Source organism: Amycolatopsis sp. NPDC054798 (assembly GCF_053611505.1).
Genome location: NZ_JBSHAM010000001.1, coordinates 197173 through 216990, shown reverse-complemented (window position 1 = coordinate 216990; position 19818 = coordinate 197173). Strand labels below are relative to the sequence as shown.

Here is a 19818-nt window from a genome sequence, read left to right as displayed (position 1 = left end):
AGAAAACGGGAAAGGGTCTCCTGCTCTCCGGCTCCTGCCGATACGCTGCGCGTCTGACGAATCACATGCCGAAACACAGGGAGGGACGGCATGGGTGACGAAAACCGTACGAAAATCGAGGAACCCCGTGCTCCGAGAGCGCTAGACGGCACCGACCGGACGCTCATCACGCTGTTACAGGAAGACGGCAGGGCGTCGTTCACGGCTTTGGCCAAGGCGGTCGGTCTTTCGGAGGGCGCGGTGCGGCAGCGAGTACAACGGCTGCTGCGAGAGGAAATGGTGCAGATAGTCGCCGTGACCTCGCCGGAACACGTCGACCTGACCCGAAGGGCCATGGTCGGCATCACGGTGGACGGAGACGCCCGCGAAGTGGCCCAGCAACTGGCCAAGGTCGCCGACGTCCACCAGGTAGCACTCTGCTCAGGCCGCTTCGACCTGCTGGCAGAGCTGCTGTGCCGCGACGACGATCACCTCCTGTCCGTCCTCGGCGACGAGGTACGGCCAATCGCGGGGGTCGTCTCGACGGAGCTGTTCGTGTACCTGAAGCTCGCGAAACAGGATTACTCGTGGGGCAGGCTCACCGCCTGATCCGCGGGTCGGGTTCGCGGCTGGGTTCACGATCGGGTTCGTGGGCCGGATTCACGGGCTGGGTTCGTGGGCTGGAGTTCACGGGCCGGGGGTTCATGGGCTGGCGTGCTCAGGCTGGGTTCTCGGTGGGGTTCTCGGTCTGAGGAACGCGGCTGGGTTTCGGCGCGACGCGGCCAGGGCGGTTGCCTGGCTGGGTTCTTGAGCTGGGCTGTTCGGTTTCGGGTCCTGACTGTGCGCCCGGACCGGCACCCGGTCGGCTGGCGTTCGCGGGCTGGATCGGGCTGGCTCGCGGGCTGACTCGGCTGGCAACCGGTCTGGACCACCTGGTTCGCGGGCACGGTCCTGGGCGGGCACGGTCCTGGGCGGGCACGGTCCTGGGACTGCAGCCCTCGGGCCGGTGTTCTCAGGCTGGCGTTCCCGGTCTGGGTTGGCTGGTCGACGGCCGGAGCAAGCTGGCTCCGCGGGCATGACTCTCGGGTTGTCGTCCCGGGGTGGTGTCCTCGGGCTGGGTCAGCTGGTTCTCGGACCGGATCACGCGGGCGCGGCCCTCGGGCTGCCGTTCCCAGCTGGTGCGCCCGGGTCAGGTCGACCGGATTCGGGGCTGAACCGGGCGGGTTCGGGGCCAGACCGGGCGGAGTTCGGTCAGGCTTCGCGGACCGGTTCCGGCGCTCCGGTTCCAGCATCACCGCAGGTCCCGGTTTCGGAAGTCCGGCAACGACGCCGGACCCGGCACCGGCACTGGCTCCGCTGCCAGTGCTTGTTCCGGTGCCCACGCTGGCTCCGGTGCCCACGCTGGCTCCAGCGTCCACACTGGCTCCGACGCTCGCGCTGGTTCCGACGGCAGGGTTCCGACTGCAGGGTTCCGACGGCAGGGTTCCGACGGCAGGGTTCCGACGGCAGGGTTCCGACGGCAGGGTTCCGACCCAGCCGGCCGCTCTGGCACCAGACTCCGGCCGCACCACCAGTTCCGGCACTGACGCAATCCCCACTGCTGGTCCAGCAACGGCGCTGGCCAGCACGGGATCCCCACCGTCCACCGGCCCCGGCAACGACGCCGGGACGGCACTCCGGCCCAGGCGACGGTCCAGCGTCACCGCTGGCCCGCTTCCGGTCGCCCACCGACGTTCCTTTGCCCCAGTCCCCGGCACGGGAACGCTCACCGATTCCGCCGCGGCCCCGGCAAGCAAGCCTGAGTCTCGCTCACCGGCACAGTGCCAGCCAGGAAAAAATGATCGGCTCCAGCACTCGCGCCCCCTGATCGAATTCGCCGCCAGCGACCCCGATGCTGCTCCCGGATGACTATTACCGCCCTTCCCCGATTAGCCCGACTGGCCGAAGCCATCAGTTTCGCTAATACGCCCGAACGGCCGTACTAGTCGAATTTGCCCACCGCGCAATCGGAATAGCGCACCCCGGATTCCGCGTCGGCCTTCCGCCAACAACCCGGCCCCGATCCACAGCCCTAGCACCCCCGCCTTACGCGAACCGCGATCACCAACCGCAATTGCCGAGCAGCCAATCGGCGCCGCTTATCAGCCCAGCAGAAATTCCCTCGGAGCCAGCGCCCGGTCGACCACGCGGGCCTCGCCGATCTCGCCGTAGAAGCTGCGTTCCACCTTGCCCCGGTACGACGAGGCGCCGACCAGCCAGCTGCCGCCCGGATTGGCCAGGCCGATCGCGGGAGTCTTGGGATTGCGCAGCAGCGGGCAGCCGTCGACGTACAGCGTGCTGCGCCGTCCGTCGTTGACGACCGCGACGTGCCACCACTTCGCCAACGGCAGCTCGTGCCCCCAGTTGGTCGAGATCCCGTTCTGGTTCAACGGGAACACCGCCCACTGCAGTTCCGCGCCGTCCGAGACGCTGAACGTCGCCGCCGATTCGTTGGGGTCGTCGCCGGACTTCCCGGCCGCGCCGCCGTTGCCGAGGCGCGCGAAGATGCCGCACCAGCCGTGGGTGCCGTCGCGGAAGTCTTCGGGCAGGCGGACGAACGCTTCGACGGTGTAGCCGCGCTGGAAGGTCAGGCCGTTCATCGGTGCGCTGTCGACGGTCTGGAGGTACGCGCCGCGACCAGGATTGCGCGCGCCATCGAATCGAAGGCTCGCCCGCGACGGCTGACGCGGCGAGAAGTCCGCCGAATATGTCAACGCGGCGGGCCCGCTGCCTGGCACGGTCATGCGGCGCAGATCGTTGCCGCGGCCAGAGAGATCTTTGATCAGCGCGTTGTCCGGAACGGGAGCGCCCGCGCGCCCGCCCTCGAACCGCCAGTACGCGACGGTGCCCGGCACGAGTTGCGGCTTCACCGGGCGGGCCGGCGGCACCGGAACGGGCGCGAAACCGGCGAACCGCTGGTCGAAGTCGATGTCGATGCTGAAGTAGTCGACGTCGGTGCTGCGCTCGGCTTCGATGCGCTCAAGTTCGGTGAGGTCGCGGCGGCCGTCGAGCCACGGCGAGAAGGTGCGAACGTCGATCACGCCGCGGGCGACGTCGAACTGGTACAGCCGGATCATGCCGCTGCCGCCGTAGTAGCGGTCCTGGTAGTTCGTGAGGTGCAGGTGCACGTCGTGGCCAGCGGCGTTGCGCTTCACCAGGCGGCTCGGCGGCCAGTAGTGACCGTTGAGGGTCAGGAAGATCTGGTCGTTTTCGTTGACGAACTCGTCCCAGACGTGGTTGCCGAAGTCCGACAGGAACGCCTTGCCCTGCTCGTCGGAGTTGACCAGCTCGTGGATCGTGAGGATGGCGGGCATCTGCGGGTGCTGGGCGAGAACCTGCTTCGCCCACGCGAACCCGCCCGCCGACGGACGCCAGTCCATCGCGAGCACCAGCCATTCCCGGCCGGCGGCGCGGAATACGTGGTAGGTGTTGTAGCCGTCCTTTGAGGAGCCGCGGAACGTCGGGGAGTTCCGCTGCCGCTGCGGCCCGAACGCGTCGAGGTACGGCGTCCGGCCGCGCTGGTCGTCGGTGGAACCGTCGATGTCGTGGTTGCCCGCGAGCGTGCTGTACGGGAACCGGAACCGGTCGAGCATCTGGAACGACCGGCTGATGCCAGCGAACTCCCGCGCCTGGCCGTTTTGCGTGAGGTCGCCGAGGTGCGCCAGGAAGACAACGTTGTCGTCGTGTGCGTGGCGCAGCACGTACGACAACGACGCGTCCACCGGCGTCGAATCGCCCCGGTCCTCGTCGAACAGGTACTGGGTGTCCGGCATGACCGCGATCGTGAACCGCGGGCTGTCACCGTCCGGCCGCCGAGCGACACTGGGATCAGCCGCGGCGATCCCGTTCAGACCAGGAAGCGCGGACACCGCCGCACCGGCGCCGAGGATCCCGGCACCGCGCAGGAAGTTCCGCCGTGAAGAGTCAGTCACGAGCAGGAAGCTACGGGCCGCCCCCGACCGCGGCGGCAACAATTGCCGACGGCTCGATGAACAGCTCCGCGTCCCCGGCGTTTCTGTCTTGAACAGGACAGCGGTGCCGACATCGCTCAGTGACCGCCGCGTCGCCTTCGGTCGCCAACCAGCATGCCCGGCACCGCGAACCACATCAGCCCGAACACCAACACGGCCATCCCACCGACGAGCCCCATCGCAACCGGTCCGAAAGAGACCTTCGCGATCAGCGCGACGGTCACCGTGATCGCCGCGGCCAGACACCCAAAGCCAACGAGCACGACCCGGTTGCCGACCCGCAGGATCTCCTCCCGCCGCCCAGCCCGGAACAGAATGCGATGCCACGCCGCAGGAGCGATCAGCAACGCCGTCGCCGCGACGGTGAGCAGGACCGCGACCAGGTGCAGCGTCTTCTCGAACCCGCTGGCGTCGTGGAACCGGCCCGTGAAGACCACCGACAGCAGGAAGCCGAAGAGGATCTGCACACCCGCCTGCGCTACCCGCAACTCCTGCAACAGCTCGCCGACGTTCCGCTGCAGCATCTGGTTCCGCGTCTCGCCCGTGTGCTCGACGTCGTCGGTAACCTCCGCTGAGCCGTTGACCTCGACTGGGCTGTTGACTTCGGCCTGGGTCACGTCAGGCGAGCCGGTTGGCTGTGCCGAGCTGCTGGCTCGCGCTGGCCTGCTGCCTCGCGGCGAATCGCTGGCCTGTTCCGACCTGCCACCAGACGATCCATCCGCAGTCGATCCGTCACCGTCGGCCTGCCCGCCGACGTCCGCCAGTCCACCGCTCTCCGGCGGCCCGCCAGCCCCGACCGGCCCGCTGACACCTGCCGATCCGTGGGCTTCCTCGCGACGGCCGTCAAACCCCATGGCGCTGTTCGGGTCATCAGGCATGTCAGGCTCCACCGGTGCTCGCCGAAGCATCGCCGGGCAAGTCCGACGCTGCCACGCTGCCAAGTACCCACCACGTCAGCGCCCGAAAACTCACCCGGGCCGGTCGGGCGACCTGCACGTCCGCCGCCACCGCCGCCCAAGCCGCATCCAGCCCGCTCGCGCTTGTACGCCGAGCGTGCCCCGGAACGCATCAGCACTCCGCAACCCGCTCCACGTCCGGCACCAGCAGCAAACACTGCTCACGCGCTGTATCCGGACGGGCCTCGCACCCGCAGCTCGACTTCGGCCCGCGCAAGCCCAACGCACAGCTCGCTGCGGCACGCACCCAGACCTGACCCGAGCCCACCTCGGCCCGCATCCCAGACCTGGCCCGAACCCCCGCGGCCCGCGCCTAAACCTGACCCGTGCCACTCGACTCACGCCCAGACCTAAGCCGAGCCCACCTCGACTCGCCTCAGACCTGAACCTACGGCCCGTCTCAGCCCGCCGCCCGGTCCCAAGCCACGGCCTCCCGTGGCCCGCACCCGGACCCAACCCGAGCCCACCTCGGCCCTCGGCTCGCCTGGCGCACGTCGGAATCTGGCTGATCCCGAAGCCGTCACCATCCGGCCGCCAACGCACCTCACGGCCGCGCAGAAGACCGTCCCGAGATCCGGGCGACCTCCACACGTTCGAGTGGAGAACATGGCACCGCACGCGCCGACTGGTTAGAGAAGTTTCATGCGTTTCCTCCCTAAGGTCCTTTCCGCGGCCCTCGCCGCCGGTCTCTCCGTCACGAGCCTCCCGGCTACCTCCGCCGCAGCGGCACCGATTACGGCCTCACCACTGCACGTCACCGCCGCCCACGGCACATTCGCGGCGTACGCGCCAGGCGGTCAAGCCGTCACCTATCGCCCGGATCTCGTGCCGGTCGGTGCCAGGGCGCACGTCTCCGCCCTGTCCGCCAGTCGCGTCGGCACCACCACCGTGCTGGTAATCAGCGGCCTCCCGCCGCAGCACGAATACGGTGCACACGCGCATGTGAACTCCTGCGGCGCCACCGGTGACGCCGCGGGCGGGCACTTCCAGCACGTGCCGGACCCGGTGAAGCCGTCAGTGGATCCGGCCTACGCCAACCCGAGCAACGAGATCTGGCTCGACTTCACCACCAACCGCTCAGGCATCGGTCATGCAACCTCCGTTGTGGACTGGACGTTCGAGGGACGGCGGGCGAAGTCCGTGGTGATCCACGAAACCCACACCCACACCAACCCCGGGCACGCCGGAACCGCGGGTGGACGGCTGGCCTGCCTGGACGTCGGCTTCTAACCCGGATCCGGCTCTCAGAATCCCCAGGATTTCTCCGGCACGATCCGGATCCGAACGGAGTAGTCGGCATCGAAGGCAGCCGGATCGGCGAACCCGATGCCTGCGTAATGCCGTTGATACTTCGCCAGGTAACCAGGCGCTTCAGAGGCTTTGGCCTCGTCGACGTGCGCACGTCCGTTGACGACGAGGATGCTCCCGCCGTGTTCGTCGCTGTTCAGGTGGAAACTCACCTCCGGGTTGGCGGCGAGGTGCCGAAGTTTGGCTGTGCCGGGCCGGCTGAAGACGACGATGTCTTCGCCGTCAAGCACGAACCAGACCGGCCGCGGCGCGGGGCGTCCGCTCGACGTCACGGTGGTGAGCCATGCGACGGACTCTCCTGCGCGTTCAATGAGTTTCGGGTCGTGGGTGTAGGTCATGATCGGATACCTCCTCGGTAGGTTTCCCAGGTAACCACGAACCACCGACAGTTCTGCTCCGCCGGTCCGCGCCACAGCCCCCGGAAGCCCTCTCGAACCCCTGCCAGCGAAACAAATTTTCGTTGCCGCAAAAGGAAAAACCCCGAACCGGGATAATTCTCGATTCCCCGGATCGGGGGACTTCGCCAAGTTCAGCGTGACGCGACGACTCGCGCGTACCGCGCCCCCGCCACAAGCAGGATCACGCCAGCGCCGAGGAACGCGCCCACGCGCGCCAAACCGTCCAGTGCGGCAAGGTCGAACAACACGAGCTTCGCCACCGCGGCGGCGACCAGCACCAGCCCGGTGATCCGCAACGCGACCACCTCGATCCCCCGCAGGAGAAGGACGAACGCCGCCACCGTCCAGGAAACCGTGACTAGCGTGTGGCCAACCAGGAAGCCGACGCGGCCAGGGGCAATGAGCATGGACGCGGCGAGCACCAGTCCAGCAGCGCCGTAGAGCGCGCACAATCCCGCGGGCAGCCATGGGGCGAGGCTCGCTGATTTCACGACGTTGAGCCGAATTGCCGCCCACGGCAACGTGATCGACGCAGCGAGGAGCAACGCGGCGGAAGCCAGCGCGGTAAGGAGAAGGTCGCGCGGATGCCAATGCGGCAGGATCAGCAGTGCCGGGGTCACGTCCAAGCCGAGCGCGAACAGTCCGCCGATCACCGCGAAGGCGAGAGAACCGCCGAGTGCGAACCGGTTTCGAGCGAACTTCGCCGCGAACGCGAGCACTACCGCTTCGCCGAGCAGGACAGCTCCGCCGTCGAACTGCGTGACGGTCGCCTGCATCCCAGCGACGAGACCAGCGATTCCCGCGACAGTACCGGAATTCCCCCGCACGATGATCCAGGTCGCGATGAGCACAACCGATGCGCCGCCTGCCAGAAGCACGGATTCCGGCTTGTGCAGCACCAGCGCAGCCGCCAGAACCGGCAGCGGGGAAACAGCGAGAACGGACAGCGAGTAGGGCTCATTACCGTTGCGCCGCAACATGATCAAGGCTGCCGCCGCGCTTACCACGCTAGCAGCAATCGCTGCCCACACCGGCAAGGTGCGCAGTCCGATACCGATCAGAGCTGTTGTCAAGGGCGGAATGGCTGCAGTAAACGAAAGTGGCCACCATGACCGCCGAAGCTGGACAGGGAGGGTCGCGATCTGGATCATGAGAAGGAACGTCACGAGTTCATAGGTGAAGCCCCCAGTGATCAGGGGCGCGCACACTCCGCATCCTCCCACCACGGCATGAGCCAAGAGAGAGGAATCCCATTTGACCGCAAGCAAAAGGCCGCCCACCGCGATCGCCAAGCCGACCGCGAGCCCGGCGGGAACCGGCAGGAAATCGTACAAGGAGGTGGCAGCAACGGTGTCGAGGTAGAGCGTCGCGATCCCAGTCGCGGCAAGGGCGAACGCTCCGGTGCGCGCAGCCGGTTTGCGGTGCAGCCAAGCACCCGCGCCGACAAGGATCCCGCCGATCGCAGCGCCGACCGCCACTCGCGGCAACGGTCCGAGCCAGCCGCGTTGGATGGCCAGAATCAGCAGCAGGACGACCCCGAGCAGCGTCACCGCGCCGCCGACCCACGCCAGCACTCGCGAACCGGCGCCTTCGCGACCGAGTCGCTCCCGGAGCGTCGGAGACGGGGTGTAGGGCAGTGGCGCGTAGGGCAGCTGGCCGTATGGCGGCTGAGCGAAGGACGACTGGTCGTATGGCCAGCTCCGGGCAGTTGCCTGCGGGTGTTCGTGGGCTGACGGTCCGGGGGCGAACTGGTCGGCGGGTTGTCCGTGGCCCGGCTGGGCTGCGGCGGACTGTCCGGCTGCGACATCGTCAGCTGAGAGCTGCCCGGTGCCGGGATCCGGCGCTGAATGGGTCGTGCTGGCCATGGGGTGGGCGGAATACGGGGCTGCGTAAGGGTTGTACGGGTAGTAGCCCGGGTGGGGGTGGAACGCTGTCCCGTGCGCGGCCGAGTAGGCGGGGTGCAGGTACGGACCCTGTGCGGCTGAGTAGCCCGGGGCGGGCGCGTGGCCCGGAGCGGGCGCGTGGCCCGGAGCGGACGGGTAGCCCTGAGCAGGGTGGCCAGGTTCGGCGGCCTGGTCAGGCGCGGCAGCTTGGCCCGGAGCAGCGGAAGAGCCTGCCACGTCGGCGGAGCCCTGCGCGGCCGAGTAGTCGGAGCCGACGGGCTGGGTGACACCCGGTGCCTGGCCTGCCTGCGACGTCTCCCCGGTCGACGCTGTCGACGCTGCCGACTCGGCGGGGCTGCCCGCAGGGCCCGGCGTCGGCTGGGAGTCTGCCGCTGCGTCGGGAGCGGATGTCTCGTCGGGCTGGGCAGTGGCCGGTTCGGGCTGGAGGCGCACCGTGCGGAGTTCGGCGCCTACGTGGGTCAGGCGGCGGCCGAGGTCGTCCAGTTCGCCGGCCAGGCGGTGGAGCGTTGCAGCTTCCGTGGTCATACCGGACAGCGTCGGCCAAAAGACACGGTGATCGGATCCGTAGCACTACTCAAGGCTGGACACGAGATGGTCTCGCGGGTGCCCGATCTGTCGGATTCGCGTGCCGTGCGTGACGGGTGGTAAGGGGAGCGTGACTGCCGTGTTTAGCAAAACGCCTGAAGAACAGCCGCCAGGTCGAGCCCCGTCGTGCTCGCTCCGAGGGCAGGACCAACGTGGCGTTCCGGCGGCTCTGCCGACGTGGGCTGCACACCTCAAACGCCGGGCGGAGGTCTTCGTCACTGGGGTTGGGTGAGCAGGGCCCAGTCGTCGCCGAGGACGTCGGCCACCTCCCGCGGCGGCACGGATCGCCACCAGTGGCTTGCCGTGTTCTTGGGCGACACGTTCTCCGGGTGGATCACTCCGACGTAGAAGGACGAATCGGCGTGTGCGCGGACGCGGAGGTTCGGGGTCTGCCAGAGCCAGTGCGTGCCTTCAGCGACCATCAGGTCGGGGAACGGGTGAGTCACCGCGAACTCGCGCCGGTAGACGAAGGTGCTCTCGAGCACCCACGGTCGCAGTTCCGCCGAGTATTCGTAGCGCCAGCATCGGGCGGACGGCAGTTCGACGTAGTTCAGTGCCCGTAGGCCGACGACATCGACGTCGCTTCGCACGAACTCGGTGATCTGTCTCGTCAGCCGATCCGCGGACATCCAGTCGTCGTCGTCCCAGTGCGCGATGATCTCGCCCCGCGCCAGTGCGCAGCCGAGATTGCGCTTGGCTCCGATGGTGCGGCGCTCCGGCAAGCGGAAGTACCGGATGTGCGGATCGTCCGGGATGAGGTCCGCGACCGGATCCGTGCCGTCGTCTAGGACGAGCAGTTCTCGGTCTGGGTAGTCCTGGCGTTGGAAGTGACGGATGGCTTGGGGGAGGAAACGCCGCCGGTTGTAGGTCGGCGTTATGCAGGAGACCTTGGGGAGGTTCACGGTGACGGCACCGGGTTCGTGATCGGCGGACCGGCGGTGGGCAATGGCACTGTATTGCCCTGGCCAGTGTTGGCTACGAAAATCGAGATGACAATCGAAGTAGCCAGGAAGTGGAAGGCCAAACCGGCCAGTACTCGCTGGCATTGGGCGGCGGAAAGGGAGGGTGAGGCGAGACTTGCGCGAATATCCGCGTGCGTCGGGTTGCGGGTGGCGAGTATTCCGTACAACCTCGCGGCCGCGGTTGGCGGCACAAGGCCGAAGTTGACGCTCAGCCACGACTGGAACTCAGTGATCGAATGCCCGTACCTGGGTGCCACGTGATACCTGACCGCGTTGTCCTCGGCACCGGTGTAGATGAAATCCTTGGTCCGCTTCTCCGGGCCGGTCCGCATGGCTGTGTTCGCGGCGGGCACGATGGGGGCGAGGTTGCGGGGGTCGTCACCGGGTCCGCCTAGGATATTCGCGACCAGGTGGCCTCTCTGCAGACCGTTTAGCAGGTCGATGCCGGGAATGTAGATGCCCGAAGACCGCGAACCGCGGCCTGCGGAATCCCGGCTGAGCGGGTTTCCCTGTGCGCTTGTGGCCCGCAGGTACAGTCCGGTCGGATCAGCCGCGAAGACGTGCTGATATCCCGTCGTGCGGAGGCCGCGATGATGCAGATTGTAATCCTCGGAAAGCTTGTTGAGCGCGTCCCGAAGAGCGACCAAACCGTTGACGAGGACAAGGTCCTGCGCATTCCGGTCGCCGCGTGCGGCTGCGGCGAGGAAGTCATCGATATAGCGCTTCCGGTCCGCTTCGATCTTGTTCAGTGCCTGTTCTAGAAGAGGCGATTTAGCCCGGTCTTCAGGGCGAGGGGAATGTTTCAGATTGTAGACGTCGAGATCGCGTACTTCTCGCAGCTTCTCGTCGAGTCCCTCGAACGGGCCGCTGGCCATCAGAAAACGAACTCGTCCGCCTTCGACGTGTGCCCGCAGCGTGTGCGGCTCGCCCCACATTCGAATCGGGCGATCGACATCGCGAACCGGCGCGCCGGGGGCGGTCGCCGCGCCGGTTTCGGCGGAGCGGCGTCCGAGCAGGCCGCGCACCCGGTCCGCGATCCACATGCCGACGCGCTCGACGGCGTTCGTGATGGTCGCCCGGATCCGCTGGATCACGGTGCGCACCGGTTCGGCGATGTTGCCCAGTCCCGCGAACCTGGCCAGGAAACCGAGGATCACCGGCAGTGCGTTGGCCATCGTGCGCTCGACGTAGTCGGACGCGGTGGCGACGTTGCCGCGGGCGATCGACTCGATCGAGTCGACGACCGAGCCGAGCAGCCTGCCGATCTGCTGCGCGCGTTCGACGAAGAACATCACCGTGTTGTACGTGGTGATGACTGCCTGGATGATCGCGCCGACCGGGTTGAACATCGTGACCAGCTTGGTGATCGCGGCGCCGACGACTGAGCGGGCGACCCAGTCTCGAATGCCTTGTATGACAGTGTCGGCCAGGCCGCCAGCGAACTCTCTGATCTTTTCCCACGCCGCCGAAAGCCCTCGGGTCACCACCGTGCGCAGGAAGTCGAACGCCCCTTCGACGTACCGTACCGCCGGCTCGCCGATGAGCCGGACCAGCACCGACCGCAATGCCGAATAGGTGAGGCCGAGCACCTGCGTGATCACGTCGAGAATCCCGGCGAAATCCCACTTGGCGGGCAGCGTCACCGCCCCGCGCAGCGCGCCGACCAGCCATTCGAAAATGCCGGTCCGCAGGTGCGCCAGTATGTTCGCACCGAATTGACGGAAGCCGCCCAGCACCGCGCGCAGCAGGTTTCCGAGGAACCGCACCGGATCCGCGACGATCAGGTCGAACGCGCCGCCGATCCGCCGGAAGATCGCCAGCACCTGCCGGCCCGCGCTACCGGCCAGCGCCAGTGCGCCCTCGAAGACGAACTCCAGCACCTTCTTGCCTGCCGCCACGGCGAAATCGCGGATCCTGGCCAGCGGCGCGGAGAACACCCCGCGCAGCTTCTCCCACGCTGAGCCGGGATTGACCAGATCGGTCACCGACAGGGCGTCCCACGCGCGCTGGAACAGGCCGCGGATGTACTCCCAGGTCAGTCCGAGCTTGTCGATCTCGGCGCTGAACCATTCGTACGCGCGCTGGACGGCACCCGACTGCTGAAGGTTGTCGAACATCGTCGTGCCGCCGGGCACGAACCCGAGCACACCGCGGATCAGGTTGGCAGCGGTGCGCGCGACCGGCACCCGGGTGATCGGATCGCGCCCGAGAATGACTCCGAGCAGGTCGTAGCCAGGGATCGAGTGCGCCCGTTCCTTCACGAAGTTGAGCGCGGTGTCCAGCGCTCCCGTGCCGAGACTGGCGGCCGCGTCGATCGCGCGGGAGTACCACGGGCGTTCCTCACGCTGGACCGACGCCGAACCGGTGCGGCCGGTGACGGTGACCGTCTCGCCGCGCACGATCGCCGCGGACGCTTGGTGTGCCTCGGTTTCGAGGTGCCCGTGCGGCCCGTCGAACAGCTGTACGGCGGGTCCGCCCGACTGCTGGATGCTGTGGCTGACCTCATGCGCGAGCAACCCGAGGTCGTTCGGTCGCTGCCCCGCGCCGAGGAAGACGTCGGTCCCCCAGGTAAACGCCCGTACGCCGAGCGCGGCGGCCGCTGTCGCCGCGCGCGTGTCGGTGTGCACGCGGACCGGGCTCACGTCGACGCCGAACCCGCGCGTCAGCGGACCGGCCACGCCTAGCCCCAGCGGGCTGCCCGGTCCAGGCGAACTCACCGCGGCACGAACCGGTGGTGCCACGTGGCTCGGCACCGCAGTGCTCGGCGAGGACAACTTGGCTAGGCTCGGGCGTTCCGGTTCGCGGGGCGCGGGGCTAGGCACGGAGCACCGCCTTGGTTCGCAGCGGGCATAGGCCGCCGGACTTCTGGTACTCCCGGCGCACGGCGGCCTCCACCACCTCCGTGCAAACAACGCCGTCTTCGATCTCGTCCATCGCCAGCAGCGAGGCATGCAGCACGGCGTTGCGGATCTGACCGCCGGTGAGCACGCATCGCGCGGCCACCTCGTGCAGGAAATCCGGGCTGACCTGGTGCTCGCGCGGCAGGTGCAGGTTCCAGATCCCCCAGCGTTCGGCGGGCCCAGGAGCGCTGAAGTCGATCACGACGTCGAGGCGGCGTTCGAAAGCGTCGTCGATGCTCTGCTCGGCGTTCGTGGTGACGACCAGGATCCCGTCGAAGGATTCCAGGCGCTGCAACAGGTAATTGGTCTCCAGGTTGGCGTACCGGTCGTTGGAACTGTGCACGTCGGTGCGTTGCGTCAACAGGGCGTCGCCTTCGTCGAGCAGCAGAACGACGTCCAGTTCCTCGGCCCGGCTCAGCACCCGGTCGAGGTTCTTCTCGGTCTCGCCGAGGTATTTGTTGACCACTGTGGACAGATCGAGCCGGTAGATTTCCTTGCCCAGTGCCGAAGCCAGCAGCCGCGCGGCGAGCGACTTGCCGGTGCCGCTCGGCCCGGTGAACAGCGCCCGCACGCCGACGCCCGACCCGGCCCCGAATGCCTCAGGCAGCGAGCCTGGGAGCCGTTCACGGTGGCGGCACCGGCGTTCGAGCAGCCGGAGCTCGTCACCGGTCCTCGTCCCGACCACCAGGTCGTCCCAACCGCCGCCCGTCGGAAGGCGGTCCGCGAGGGTCTCGAGCAGTTCGGCGTGGACGGCACGGTCCGCAGCCGCGACATCGGCCGCAGTGACCGTCTCGCGACCCCCGGCCGCTGCCTCGGCGATCGCCAGCCTGGCGACCCGCCGGATGGTGCCCCCGGTCATCCGGTACCGCTGCGCCAGCACCGAAACGTCGGCTGCGGGCTGCCCTTTCAACGCGGCCGACCAGTGCCGCGACCGGTCGTCCGGGTCCGGCATCTCGGAGACCAGGGTGACGCCGTGGTCGCCGGCGAGGGTGTCAATGCCGCCGTGCGCGGGCAGGCGGACGCCGATCGGCCCCTGGTAGAGCGGAAGCCTTGGCAGGCGGGCGGTTTCCCCGGCCGAAGGCTCCATCGTGAGCACCGGCATCGCGTGCAGCAGAACGGCCAACGCGCCGGCGGTGGTCCAGCTCGGATCGTCCGGGTCGGTGAGCGCGGACAGGTCGAGTACCCCGCGGCCGAGTTCCCCGGCGACCGCCCGCAGGATCGTGCGTCGCCCGCTCGACCGGGGCCCGCGCACCAGCGCCAGCCGAGCGCCGCCGGTCTCGAGCAGCCGAGGCAGGGGGGCCAGGCGCTCGCGCAGTGCGGGAGTGAGGATCAGCGACCCCGCGTCCGGCAGCTGATCCGGTGGCTCGTACTTCGCCCATGGCGCGAGCTGAGCTGGCAGGTATCCACGGACGACCTCCCACACCAGCGGATGCGGCCGGAAGACCGGGTCTTCGCCCTCGGCAAGACCGGCACTGAGCATCGCGGCCAGCCCGCGACGCACCCTCAGCCGCGCGTCGGCGTCCGCGCACCAGCCGATGAGCAGGCCGGTCGTCGGACGATCGCGGCCGCTGACCGCCTCGAACAGCGCCCCGAACCGCGGATCTTCATCGGGCAGGCCGAGCACGAACAGCTGGGTGAGAGCGAGCTGGTCGAGTCCGGCGGCCTCCCGCACGGCGACGAGCGGCAGTCGGACCGGCGCGGCCGCTTCCCACGCGGCCAGCCGCGCGTTCCACTCGGCGAGGGCGGCGGAAGAGCCGAGCCCCTCCAGTTCCGTCTTGCCCAGTTCGTCGAGGTAGCCAGATAGGAAGTGGTCCCGCGGAATGTCGGCCGTACCGAACATCCGGTCCCGCAACAGGAGTACGGCCGCGTAGAAGTACAGCCGGAAGTGTTCCCGCGCCTCGTAGGGCCGATCGGCGAACGGGTCCAGCCCGCGTCGTACCGTCACTGTCGCCTCCGCTCAGTCGAACTGAAAGGTCACCGTGCGGGCCGCCGCCGGGAGCCAGCCGGGATCGCGGTCCAGTCCCGCGAGTCGCACCTCGATCGGCAATGCGGCGAGCGCGAACCGCACGTCCACGTGAGCCGGGCCGACGACGATTCTCGCGGGCAGCCGCAGCAGCAGATCCCCAGAAGTCTCTTGTGGACAGTCGAGGGCGAGTGCCAAGCGCGCCCGTGCGTAATCGGCGAGCGCGGCCACCCACCGTCGCAGTGGTTCCGTGGGCGGTGCTGGCAGCGGGTGCTGCCGCAACTCGACTGACGGAAACTCCTGGCGGATCCGGTCGGCGGGCAGCGCCGGGGAGGTCGTGTCTAGTACGTCGAATCCGGCCGGGTGCCGGACGCGCAACCGTCCCCGCGCGGACGACCACAGCCACGGTTCGCCGGGAGGGAAGGGGTCGAGCCATTCCGGGGGTACCCGCCACTCGGTCGGCGGAGTGAAGTCGGATGGCTCGTCACCGGCGAGCGCGTCCAGCAGCGCCCACCCTGGGTCCTCCGGGTATGGCTCGGAGAGCAGTTCCCTGCCGAGACGCGCGACCAGCTCGAACGGATGCAGAGTGATGCCGCTCTTCGTCGGAGTCGTGAAGTCGCCGTAGAGCCCTAGATGCAGCGCGAGATTCAGCAGGAAGAACAGGCCGCCAAGCTCCGTGTCAACGGGCTGGTCAGGCAACGGCGAGCAGGACTCCGTCAGCCGCTCGGAGGCGACGGATTCCTGTCGCATGTGGACATAATCGGGCGACACTTGTCCAGCTGCCGCTTCCACCGGAGCGAAAGCTTCGCGTACGGACGGCCTTTCCGGTTCGGTCGGAGCGTCAATCGGCGCGGGAAGATCTTGCCGCAACTCCTCGACAATGTGCTCGACAGCCAATTCGGCAGGCAGGGCCAACGACTCGCTGTTTCGATGTTTCCCCGCGTACCCACTGTCCACGATAGACTCTCCACGCACCGAGACGACAGAGGTCTCAGGCAAGGGAATTTCGGCAGCTCGTGCTCGGACATGCCAAGCCCGGACAGCCGAGAGGAATCCCGGACGGACCGCCGTGGCCGGAACTCTGGCCAGAGCGAGACCGGCGCACAGCAAGAGTCGTTGCCCCACAGTGAGTCCAGGTGCGACGACCTCAGGAAACCGGCTCACCTGAGGAAATTCGGTCGCAGTCCGACCACTATCGACGGCGGTGTCCTGCGGAACCCCATACTCGGCGAAGAGCGAGTCGGCCACCCGTACCGCGACAGCCTCCGGCAGCGACCTGGCAAAGGCGACCGCCTGGCCGCGCGCGGCGAGCGTCCCGAGAGCAGGCGGCACCGCACGAGGAGAATCGCACCAGCAAGCCTCAACTAAGTCCACAGTGGACGAAGTCCTTTCCATCAACCGCCACCACCAATGGTTCCCGAGCGCACCGGACAGCCAGTCCGCCGCCATCGCGGCGAGCAGTTCGGCGTGGTCGGCGAAGAGCACCGCGTTGGCAGCGGCCGGAACCGCTTCCCGCCAAGGCCGCGCGGCGTGGCTCAGCTCGTCGTCCAGCTCCGCGATGACCGCCCGCTGCCAGCCGGGCGGCACCCCGTCCGGTTCGCCGAGCCGCACCGTGCCCGGCCGCGGATCGGCGAGGCGGCGGACCACCAGCACCGCGGACGGCCCGAGCCCGGCGGGCCGCCACCGCACCCGGTCCAGCCCGGCGGGCGCCGAGGCGAACGGGGAACCCGGCCGCCTCGGCGCTCTGATCCGCAGCCTGCCGACCACGGTTCCCGGATCACGCACCGTGGTGCGGGTTCCGGAGCGAGCCGGTGATGTTGTCCCACAGGTCCATCAGGAACTCCCACAGCTCCCACCACCACGGCCGTGGCTCGCTCCAGGAGACGACCTTTGTCGACACCGTCGCCTTGCCGCCGTCCGGAACCGAAAGCCGGTAGAAGTTCGGGCTGATCCGGACCAGGCCCTCACCGCGCAACTGGTGGTCCCAGCCGAAGGAATCGCCGTCCTTGTGGAAGACATAGCCAAAGGAACCCTGCGGTGCCAGCTGTCCGATGGTTTTCCCGTTCTCCTGGTGGGTTTCCCCGGTCTCGTGGAAGACATGGACCCGGTAGGTCGGCTGGTAGTCCGCCGAAGCCGCGGCCCTTTCGCTGCCGCCGTTGGACGGCGGTGTCTCGTCCTTCGGCATGTTCACCGTCTGGACGTAGAGATAGACGTTCCGCTTCGGACGGCCGAGGGGTGGCAGGCCCTTGATGTTGATCTCGGCTGACTGGCTGAACCGGGAGAAGGCCGACTCCCGGTCGTCGCTCCGGCTCGAAGCGGCGGCCAGCAAACCTCCTGGCGGCGGGCCTGCCGCGTTCAGGCCGACGAACTGCATGTTCCGGTACACACTGCTGTTGATGAAGTCGACGGTGCCTGGGCTGGACAGTTCGACGAGCATGCACTGGTGTGGATGGGCCTGGTAGTTCGGATCGGTCGTCTTCCAGGGGAAGGTGATGGTCCCGTTGGTCGCGGTCGTGCCGGTGATGGCGCCGTTGGGAGCCTTCGTGCCCGCCGGAATGGGCAGCACACTCGACCATTCCGTTTTGCCGTCTTGATCCTTGAGCGGATCCCAGGAACCCAGCGAGGGGTCGGTTTTGTTCGAACCCCAGTTCGCGAGCCGGAAGGTCGCCGAGATAGCTCCCGCGGGGATTTCCGCGGTCGTCCGGTTGTCCGGGTTCGCCGCGAAGTTGTTGAAGTCGTTGAACTTGATCTCGTTCCCCAGCGGTGCCGTCGAACCAGGGGTGTCGCCTGGCGGCCGGATACCGATCTCGTCGAACCGCAAGGCGACGCCCTGTGCCGCGGCGTCGGGGGCGCCGAGTTTGAAACTCCCCCAGGTGGACTGGTCGGGGAAGGTCAAGCCGGCGGGGCCGGGCTTCGCCGCCGATGAGGTCCGCGGCCAGAGGTGGTCGGCGTCCTTGGGCTTGCCGCCGCTGTCCAGCATCCGGACGCGGGCGTCGTACCACATCGAGAATTCGGTGCCGAGGTTGAGCCCGGAGGCTATCCCCGCTTGGTCGAGATTCCCGGTTTCCACCAGCGGAAGCCTCAGGCTGATCGCCCACTGGTGCTGGTCGGAGTCGACCCAGACGCGGCCGGCGCCGCCGGTGTCGCCGCTCACGGTGCCGAGCCAGCCGGGGGCGTCCGTCGCTCCGCCTGCCGTGGTTCCGGTCGGGAAATACACCTGCGGCGCGGTTCCGAACCGCCCCGCGACCACCGGCTGGCCCGTCGGCGGCGCGGCGTCGAACGGTCTGATCTGGAAGACCACCGCACCCTGACCGGGCTTGGTGAACCCGACGAACAACTCGTCCAGACCAGGGTTGAGCTGCGGGTCGACCTTGACCCACCAGGACAGGTACAGGAAGGTCTGCGGCGCGTAAGGCGAAGTGTCCCGGTTCTGAATGTGGTAAACGCCGCGGAACACCGCCTGCTCGCCCGCGCCCCCGACGATGTCGGGATAGGTCAAGCCCACCGACCCCTGCCATCGAGGATCACTGAGCGAGGTGTCGACGCGCGGCGTCTCCCCCGGTGTCGGCGGCGGGGTGGGCGCGCCGGTCCACCAGACAGGTGGGCCGGACTCGAAGGGCACGCCCTGCGCCCACGGAATGAATGTCGTCATTGATGGACTCCTTGTCGGTATTCGCGGGCTGAAAGGACAAGTTCGCGACCGTCACGCCGGTTTGAGGTGGAACACCAGCCTGCGGTCCTGGGTGGCGCCTTCTCGCTGCACCACGATGGTCAGATCGCCGGCGACCGCCGCCCCGGTCCGGCCCACGAACACGGAGAACACGCTGTGCGCCTTCTGGTCCCCGCCGATGTCGGACGCCGAAATGACGATCTTGTTCCCGCTGAGGTTGGTGGACGCCTGCCATCCGTCCACACTGGACGGTGAAACGTGGTAGGTGCCTACCTTGCGGAACGCCGCGCTGATAGCCAGCTCGACGAAATCGCCCGAGGCGGCGGTGACCGTGGTTCCGGAGAGAGCCGACGGCGGGGTCGCGCCGTCGACCGCCAGCTCGATGTCGGGGTCGGGGACCGGAGCCGTCTGGCCGATCGTGAACGACTGCGACCCTCCGTCCGCGACGATGCCCGCCCCCTCGGCACGGGCCGCCACCGAGAACGCCGTGCCCGCCGCGGTGCCCGCGGGGATCTGCATCCGGATCGAGAACGCGAGCTGCTTGCCTGCCAGCACGGTGAACTGACGCGACGGATTCGGCTGCCCCGTCGCGTCCGCGACCTGCATCGACCAGGTCGGCACCGACAGCGTCGGGATCACGGTGAGGGTCGCGGGCAGGTTCGCCCTCGAGTTGAGCCGGTAGTTCAGCACGAAATCCTGCCCGGCCACCGGGGTCGCCGGTTGCGGGCCGTCGTAGAGCAGGTCGATGTCGCCTTGCAGGATCGGCGGTTTCGGCAGCACGGTGATCGTGCGGGTGGTGGTGGCCTTGGCGTTGCTGACCTGCAGCAGCACCGCCCGGCCGCCGACCGGCAGGCCCGGGATCTCCGGCACCGTGAAGATCAGTTCGGTGTCGCTGGTTCCCGGTTTGTAGGCACTGACCGCCGTGGTGTCGAAGCGAACGGGACTGAGCCCGGTGGAGAATCCGAGGTTGGTGCCCCGGATCCGCATTTCGTCGCCCACCCGGGGCAGCTCCGGGGTGATGGCGGTGATGCGCGGCGCGTTGGGATCCTTCCCGTCCTCAAGCGCGATCACCCTTTCGTTGAGGTTGGCCAGCAGGTCGAGCATGAGGTTGATGTCCTCGGCCCGGATGAGGTCGCCGGGCCGGACGCGGGCGACGCTGTCGGTCATCGTGGTCTCCTTCCCA

12 protein-coding genes are annotated in these 19818 nt (G+C 68.2%); 2 read left to right on the top strand and 10 right to left on the bottom strand.

Annotated elements, in window-relative coordinates; all coding sequences use genetic code 11:
- Positions 1-90 precede the first annotated feature (90 nt).
- Positions 91-588 (top strand): Lrp/AsnC family transcriptional regulator, encoded by a 498-nt coding sequence (locus ACWGIC_RS01035; protein WP_009084674.1) that lies wholly within the window; start codon positions 91-93, stop codon positions 586-588.
- A 1532-nt stretch (positions 589-2120) separates the two neighbouring features.
- On the opposite strand, the gene ACWGIC_RS01030 is transcribed toward ACWGIC_RS01035, so the two are convergent.
- Together ACWGIC_RS01030 and ACWGIC_RS01025 are read right to left on the bottom strand one after the other, a co-directional pair.
- Entirely contained in the window at positions 2121-3950 is a 1830-nt protein-coding gene (locus ACWGIC_RS01030) for a LamG-like jellyroll fold domain-containing protein (protein WP_452073831.1), read from the bottom strand.
- Positions 3951-4066: 116 nt separating this feature from the next.
- The gene (locus ACWGIC_RS01025) at positions 4067-4606 is read right to left on the bottom strand and encodes a DUF6328 family protein (RefSeq protein ID WP_452073922.1); all 540 of its coding nucleotides are present in this window, start codon (positions 4604-4606) and stop codon (positions 4067-4069) included.
- 981 nt (positions 4607-5587) lie between these two features.
- On the opposite strand from ACWGIC_RS01025, the gene ACWGIC_RS01020 reads away from it, so the two are divergent.
- Entirely contained in the window at positions 5588-6175 is a 588-nt protein-coding gene (locus ACWGIC_RS01020; RefSeq protein WP_452073830.1) for a superoxide dismutase, read from the top strand.
- Between the two features lie 14 nt (positions 6176-6189).
- Here ACWGIC_RS01020 and ACWGIC_RS01015 read toward each other — a convergent pair whose 3' ends face one another.
- From ACWGIC_RS01015 to ACWGIC_RS00980, 8 genes are all read right to left on the bottom strand, one after another.
- Positions 6190-6591, bottom strand: a complete 402-nt coding sequence (locus ACWGIC_RS01015; RefSeq protein WP_452073829.1) for a TIGR03667 family PPOX class F420-dependent oxidoreductase — start codon at positions 6589-6591, stop codon at positions 6190-6192.
- A gap of 191 nt (positions 6592-6782) precedes the next feature.
- A complete protein-coding gene (locus tag ACWGIC_RS01010) occupies positions 6783-9080 on the bottom strand; it encodes a DUF2339 domain-containing protein (RefSeq protein WP_452073828.1) in 2298 nt (765 codons plus the stop codon).
- 275 nt (positions 9081-9355) lie between these two features.
- Positions 9356-10042, bottom strand: coding sequence for a glycosyltransferase family 2 protein (locus tag ACWGIC_RS01005; protein ID WP_452073827.1), 687 nt, complete (start codon positions 10040-10042; stop codon positions 9356-9358).
- Positions 10039-12819, bottom strand: coding sequence for an eCIS core domain-containing protein (locus ACWGIC_RS01000; RefSeq protein WP_452073826.1), 2781 nt, complete (start codon positions 12817-12819; stop codon positions 10039-10041). The genes ACWGIC_RS01005 and ACWGIC_RS01000 overlap by 4 nt, the downstream gene beginning before the upstream one ends.
- Positions 12820-12916: 97 nt before the next feature.
- Positions 12917-14947: an ATP-binding protein gene (locus tag ACWGIC_RS00995; RefSeq protein ID WP_452073825.1), complete on the bottom strand. Its 2031-nt coding sequence runs from the start codon at positions 14945-14947 to the stop codon at positions 12917-12919.
- A 12-nt stretch (positions 14948-14959) separates the two neighbouring features.
- Positions 14960-16750 (bottom strand): hypothetical protein, encoded by a 1791-nt coding sequence (locus ACWGIC_RS00990; protein ID WP_452073824.1) that lies wholly within the window; start codon positions 16748-16750, stop codon positions 14960-14962.
- Complete coding sequence (locus ACWGIC_RS00985) at positions 16743-18617, bottom strand: hypothetical protein (RefSeq protein ID WP_452073823.1); 1875 nt, start codon at positions 18615-18617, stop codon at positions 16743-16745. Before ACWGIC_RS00985 ends, ACWGIC_RS00990 begins: the two co-directional genes overlap by 8 nt.
- 51 nt (positions 18618-18668) lie before the next feature.
- Complete coding sequence (locus ACWGIC_RS00980; RefSeq protein ID WP_452073822.1) at positions 18669-19802, bottom strand: hypothetical protein; 1134 nt, start codon at positions 19800-19802, stop codon at positions 18669-18671.
- Positions 19803-19818: the final 16 nt, after the last annotated feature.

Bases quoted from the DNA above. Each gene is read 5' to 3' on its own strand.
- ACWGIC_RS01035 (WP_009084674.1), top strand. From the start codon at position 91: ATGGGTGACGAAAACCGTACGAAAATCGAGGAACCCCGTGCTCCGAGA.
- ACWGIC_RS01020 (WP_452073830.1), top strand. From the start codon at position 5,588: ATGCGTTTCCTCCCTAAGGTCCTTTCCGCGGCCCTCGCCGCCGGTCTC.
- ACWGIC_RS01015 (WP_452073829.1), bottom strand. From the start codon at position 6,591: ATGACCTACACCCACGACCCGAAACTCATTGAACGCGCAGGAGAGTCC.
- ACWGIC_RS01010 (WP_452073828.1), bottom strand. From the start codon at position 9,080: ATGACCACGGAAGCTGCAACGCTCCACCGCCTGGCCGGCGAACTGGAC.
- ACWGIC_RS00985 (WP_452073823.1), bottom strand. From the start codon at position 18,617: ATGACGACATTCATTCCGTGGGCGCAGGGCGTGCCCTTCGAGTCCGGC.
- ACWGIC_RS00980 (WP_452073822.1), bottom strand. From the start codon at position 19,802: ATGACCGACAGCGTCGCCCGCGTCCGGCCCGGCGACCTCATCCGGGCC.